Annotated in this window: 4 protein-coding genes and 2 pseudogenes; 2 read left to right on the forward strand and 4 right to left on the reverse strand. The window is 66.4% G+C overall.

Features of this window, described 5'->3' with window-relative positions; all coding sequences use genetic code 11:
• Positions 1–932: 932 nt before the first annotated feature.
• Positions 933–1,771: pseudogene (locus tag ACIQMR_RS38095) on the forward strand (IS5 family transposase).
• A gap of 566 nt (positions 1,772–2,337) precedes the next feature.
• Here ACIQMR_RS38095 and ACIQMR_RS38100 read toward each other — a convergent pair.
• The 3 genes and pseudogenes from ACIQMR_RS38100 to ACIQMR_RS38110 form a co-directional block, all read right to left on the reverse strand.
• Positions 2,338–2,832, reverse strand: a complete 495-nt coding sequence (locus ACIQMR_RS38100; protein WP_401397717.1) for a transposase — start codon at positions 2,830–2,832, stop codon at positions 2,338–2,340.
• The gene (locus ACIQMR_RS38105) at positions 2,760–3,635 is read right to left on the reverse strand and encodes a hypothetical protein (protein ID WP_401397708.1); all 876 of its coding nucleotides are present in this window, start codon (positions 3,633–3,635) and stop codon (positions 2,760–2,762) included. The genes ACIQMR_RS38100 and ACIQMR_RS38105 overlap by 73 nt, the downstream gene beginning before the upstream one ends.
• 94 nt (positions 3,636–3,729) lie before the next feature.
• A pseudogene (locus ACIQMR_RS38110) lies at positions 3,730–4,089 on the reverse strand (transposase); the annotation flags it as partial.
• A 376-nt stretch (positions 4,090–4,465) separates the two neighbouring features.
• Here ACIQMR_RS38110 and ACIQMR_RS38115 point away from each other — a divergent pair.
• A complete protein-coding gene (locus ACIQMR_RS38115; RefSeq protein WP_401397711.1) occupies positions 4,466–5,236 on the forward strand; it encodes a transposase in 771 nt (256 codons plus the stop codon).
• A gap of 9 nt (positions 5,237–5,245) precedes the next feature.
• Here ACIQMR_RS38115 and ACIQMR_RS38120 read toward each other — a convergent pair whose 3' ends face one another.
• Complete coding sequence (locus ACIQMR_RS38120) at positions 5,246–5,536, reverse strand: hypothetical protein (RefSeq protein ID WP_401397714.1); 291 nt, start codon at positions 5,534–5,536, stop codon at positions 5,246–5,248.
• Positions 5,537–5,780 lie beyond the last annotated feature (244 nt).

The raw sequence follows: 5,780 nt of genomic DNA on the forward strand, positions 1-5,780 counted from the left end.
CGGAACTCAGCGGGGTAGGCGCGGGACATGTCCGGCAGCCTTTCGTGAAGGCCGACAGTTAGCCAGCAGAACTGGAACCTGAGCGGTGGGGCAGGTCAAGACGTCACCCGATTGTGCGGCAGACCCCACCGGGAGAGCGCGCGACTCACTTGGTCGCTGCGGCAGCCCGTCAGGGCTGCCGCAGCGCGAGGAATGAAGCGAGACGTGAGCACTGCGCGAGGCCGCCCACCTGATCGTGATGAAGGCCGGCCTGTCCCGTCAAGAGTGCTTTGCGCGCCGCCTGCGGCGATGGATCACGTCCCTCCAGCCATGCCGGCTCTGGGTTTCGGCTGGTTGTCAGGCGGCCCCTCCCGTTGGCGCCCGACTCAGCTGGCGGCGGCCTGTTCGGCCAGGCCATGAGCGTGAGCGCTTGGCTCACCAGGCCACCAGCCACCGGCTCGCTCAACTCCCAGCAGGCGGACAGATCACTCGGACAAGCCATCACCTGTCGCGGCTGCCACACCACAGACCTCAGAAAGACCGTTCAATCCGACAGCTTCATCGGGACCGCACCAACCCAGGAAGTGAAAGGGGCGAACTCTAGCCGTGAGACGGCGTTTGAGATCTGCCACAGAGCCTCAGACCCGACCGCAGCGGAAGGGCCAGCGGGCGATACCTCAGAGGATTCAACGACCGCCTTGGCAACGGGAGACGGCAGATCTCAAACACGGTCTGAAAGAGCGTTTTGTCCCAGCAAGAGTGTTTGATGGTTCTTTATGGGGTGGGCTGGTCTGGGGTTGCCGGGTGGAATGTGGCTCGATGCATCTCATGTGACACCGGGCATTGTGAATCAGTCCGTTTCCGCCAGCTCGCTCCTGTCTGATCCCAAGGCGCCCCCGCTTGGCTCCGTTTGCGCCCTGGGAAGACGCCGTGTCCGTCGGTACTACCGAAACATGAAGCGACACCGCCGTTATCCCAGCGATCTGTCCGACGCCCGCTGGGAACTGCCGGAACCCACTCTGTCGGCCTGGCGGACCGAGCGAAGAGGCAAGGGCCTGGACATCGGGCGCCCGCCCGAGCACGATCTGCGCCGGATCTGGACGCCATCTTGTACGTCGACCGCACCGGGATCCCGTGGCGCTACCTCTCTCACGACTTCGCCCCATGGGAAACGGTGTACGGGTACTTCGCCGCCTGGCAGAAGGAGGGGATCTTCGAGCAACTCAACGGCCTGTTGCGTCGCCTGGTCCGCGAGGCTGAAGGCCGCAATGCCGAGCCGAGTGCCTGCGTGCTGGACGCACAGAGCGTCAAGACCTCCGCCAACATGCCCGCGGCCGGCCAAGGCATCGATGCCGGCAAGAAGATCGCAGGTCGCAAGCGTCATCTCGGTGTCGATACCCTCGGCCTCCTGCTCGCCGTCTGGGTGAGTGCGGCGAGCGTTTCCGACAACGCCGGCGGCATCCACGTACTGTCCCGCATCGCTGACGAGAACCCCCGCGTGACCAAGGCCTGGGCCGACACCGGATACCGAACGAAGGTCATCGACCATGGCGCAGGCCTCGGCATCGATGTCTAAGTTGTCCAACGGGATCCCGGCGTCAAGGGATTCAAGGTGATTCCCCGACGTTGGGTCGTCGAGCGGACCTTCGGCTGGCTGATGAACCACCGCCGCCTGGCCCGCGACTACGAGGCCCACCCGCACCGCTCCGAGGCCATAATCCACGTCGCGATAATCAATCTCATGAGCCGGCGACTCACCCGAGAATCCACACCGAACTGGAAGTACTCGTAGCCGCCATTCGGCGCTGGCAGAGCTCGAGCACCGCCTATCCGTGGGCCGGTCGAGCCACGGTCACCCGGGCACCTTCGCCCCGCATCGCCTGCGGCCAGCGCCCATCGATGACCACCGCCGCTTCACGGCAGGCGCTGCAGGCATGTTCCCGCTCCGGCAACCACCAGTGGTCAGACGGCGACATGCCGGCCATCCGGATCCCGCACAGGGTCCTGCCGAAGGCTCCGAAGGCGTGGGAGATGTCAGCAGGAAGACCGTCCGCAACGGCCTTCTCCCAGCGCGTCTCCACCGGCAGGTACGGCGGTCGTGCGATCTCGAACCACTCACCACCCACATGCGTGGCGGCGTAGCACCAAGAGCAGGACCAGATTTCCTCCTGCCACGCAGTCGAGGGCACCGGCCATCGCCACATCGCCCCGCCACACACATCGCAATCCACGAGCGCATCCTCACACGCTCACGGCGCACAGCCGCTAACCCCCGACCTGCCGCGACTTACCAAACGCCCTCGCCGGGACAAAACGCTCTTTGAGCTTGATTCTGTCGGGGATCTTGGAGTTGCCGGGTCAGGTGCTCAGGGTTCGCCAGGACTTCAGCCGGGGGATCTCGTGCTGATCGAGGTAGGTCTGGAAGGCGGTCGGTCGGCGGGGAGGGGGTGCTTCCTCGGTCGGTGGGAGACCGCTGAGGCGCTCGATGTTGATGGCGATGGCGGTCAGGACGTGCTGGAGATGGACCTTGCCCTGCCCTCGGTAGCGGCATCGGCGCATGCCGTGTCCGTGGGCGAACTCGTTGACTGTTCCATCTACTCCGGAGCGGACCGCGTAGCGGGTCTTCCACTCAGGTGTCTGTTGCTCTGCGCGGACGCGGAGTTGCAGGTCGCGGAGTTCTCGCGGCGGAAAGCCGACGGTGCGGTGGCTGTCGCGGGAGGTGGTGCAATGGGCGCGGGCCGGGCAGGGGTGGCACTGGCTCTTGGTGAACCGGGCGACGATCAGCGGGGCCGCGGTGGGTGAGGAGGTCGGGTAGGGGCCGTGCCAGCCCTGGCTGACCTGCCCCTGGGGCAGGTGACCTGCTGTCGGTCGTAGTCGATGTGGAAGTCGTCGCGGGCGAAGCCTTCACCCCGGCGGTGCTGCCGGGTGGGGTTGGCCTTGAGCGGCCCGGAGACGGTGACCTGGTGATCGCGTGCGGCTTGCGCAAGATGGGGCAGGGAGGTGTAGCCAGCGTCGACCAGGTGCTCGGCGGGCAGCAGTCCGCGACGGTGCAGGCGAGTGTGGATGCCGGGCAGGACCTTGCTGTCGTGGGTAGTGGCCGCGGTAGTGGCCACGTCGGTGATCACGTTGGGGCCGTCGGGGGCGCACGTCTCCGTGAGATGGGCGGAGAACCCCTTCCAGCTGATGATGTGCCCGTGCCGTGCGTAGCGGGCTGAGGTGTCGTAGGGCGAGACGATCGCCCGGGACGAGGGTGGCAGCCCGGGGCCGTCTTCCGACTCGGCGGCGCGCCAGCGCAAGCGGCCTGCGGCGTCGCGGTGGTAGTTCTGCACCAGGATCTGGCGCAGGGCCTGGACACGAGGGCCGAACGCGCGGTCTCCACCATGCTGGTGGAGATGTTCCAGGAGCCGGATGGCGTCGTTGCCGGTGGCGAGGATCCTGGTCTTGGGCCTGGTGGGGTTCTTGCCCAGGCGGACCGGACGGCCGTAACGGCGCCCCCAGTCCTCATCGACCACCTCGTCCAGCAGGTGCGGGGCGGTACCGGCGACTTCCTCCAGCGCTGCGCGGACCGCTTCGGTGATCAGTTCCAGCCGGGTCAGGTCGCGGACCGCGGCCAGGACGTGGGTGGAGTCGGTGCGTTGTGTGGTGCGCTCGCGCACCAGGCCGGCCTCCTTGAGGCGCGCCCAGGGCGAGGTCGAGGAGGCGGTCGGCGCGGTCGCCCTCAGTGAGACGGTCGCGGAAGTCGGCCAGCACGCTGTGGTGGAAGCCGGGATCGTCCAGCTCCATGGCCATGGCGTACTTGAAGTCGATGCGGCACCGCACCGCCTCGGCGGCCTGCCGGTCCGACAGACCGAGCACGAACTGCAGCACACAGACGGTGGCCAGCTGGGCGGGCGAGAGACCCGGACGCCCGTCACGCGGATACCAGCCCGCGAAGTCCTCGTCACGCCATAGCCCGTCCAGGCGGTCTCTCACCCACATCGCCGCCGTACCATCCGGGTTGCTCGCCCGCGCGATCTGCACGGTCAGAGGCGGGACTTGCTCACCGGAACGAGGACGGAGCGACAACGGACACCTCGACAACGGCAGGGGCTCTCGGAACGCCCCGAGCATGCCCACCGATCACCCCAGCTCACCGAGAAACTACATCGTGCGTGGCGCCGTGGCGGAGGCTGACCAGTGTGCAACAGCCGGTCCACGAAGACCAGTTTGTGCTTCGCCCCGGCCCCCACGGCCCTGCGGCGGGGCCGTGCAGTCAGGCCGGCTTGGTGCCGCGCAAGCCACAATGGCCCGACCTCAGCGACGAGTTCAGCGATCACCTCGTGTGTCAGCCCGGTGATCCGCTGGCTTCGGATGATCGCTGCACGCGCTCGGTTCCCCACCACACCAACCATGATCAACGATCACGGTTTCGACGCGCTACCGCCAAATATGCACGAGCTCGTAAGGGCTGTCCCGCAACGGTGTTCGTGGGTGGGACGATCGCCCCGTGGCTGTTGTGATCACTGCGTCTGAGCCGTCCTGGATACGTCCGTTCAGCGGTCTCACCCCTCGACAGTTCAGCAAGTTGGTCACTGCTCTGCGCCGTCGAGGTGCACATGTAGCGCGCCCGGGACGTCCCTGGACGCTTTGCTTCGAGGACCGCGTGCTGCTGGTCACTGCGTACTGGCGGACCAACCTGACGATGCGGCAGCTCGCGCTCTTGTTCGGCGCTTCGAAGTCCACGGTCGACCGCGTAGTCGATGACCTGGGGCCGCGTCTGGCATTGATCCAGCGGCAACGCTTCCGCAAGGGCACGGTTCTCATCGTGGATGGCACGCTCGTGCCCACTCGCGATCACACCCTCGCCCAGCGATCCAAGAACTACCGCTACTCCACGAACCACCAGGTGGTCATCGATGCGGACACCCGACGGGTCGTAGTCGTCGGCCGGCCGCTGCCCGGAAACCGCAACGACTGCAAGGCCTGGGAGGAGTCCGGCGCCAAGGCCGCCGTCGGTGGCACAGCCACGATTGCCGATGGCGGCTATCCAGGGACCGGTCTCGTAATTCCCCACCGCCGCGAGCGCGGGCAGGCCGAACTCACGCCCTGGAAGGAAGAGCACAACAGGTCTCACAGACAGGTCCGAGCGCGCGTCGAGCACGTCTGCGCCCGTATGAAGACGTGGAAGATTCTCCGTGACTGCCGCCTCAGAGGCGCCGGCGTCCACCACGCCATGCTGGGCATCGCCCAGCTGCAGAATCTTGCCCTGACCCAGTGACCACGAGGGTCAACCCAGCTCAGCCGCGTCAGAGCCACCAGGCTTCGGGGGCCTCTGGTGACCGCACTCCAGCCGGGTTCCGTTGGCGTCAGTCACTGTGTACTCCAGGACAATCTTGGTCGGATCGCCGTCCTCATAAGGCCACACCGTGATGCCTCCCTCCCAGATAAGGGTGGAGAACCAGACATCGATCCCCTCGGCTTCAGGCGCGACCGTGAAGACCTCCCCGGGCTTCAGATAGAAGTCCTCACCGTACGGCTCGATGAAGATACAGAGATCGCCATTGCCTGCGTTCTCCACAGGCAGCCTGCTACGTCCCACTCGTCCCCCCAAGACCGCCGATGCGCCGCTCCACAGTATCCGCCTGCACCGGCCTGGCCGGGCTCAAGCAGCCCTGTTCCAAGTCCGTTGCGGGACAGCCCTTAACGAGTTGGTGCGTGATAGCGGGTGAGGCGTCGTGTCTGGCAGGTGGCATGATCCGGCTGTGGCGATCATGGTCAATCAGGCGGTGCTGGCGCATCAGCTGTTCACGGGGATCTCTCCG

Origin of the sequence: Streptomyces sp. NPDC091376 (assembly GCF_044757085.1) — a bacterium.
In the GTDB taxonomy this organism is placed as follows: domain Bacteria; phylum Actinomycetota; class Actinomycetes; order Streptomycetales; family Streptomycetaceae; genus Streptomyces; species Streptomyces pratisoli.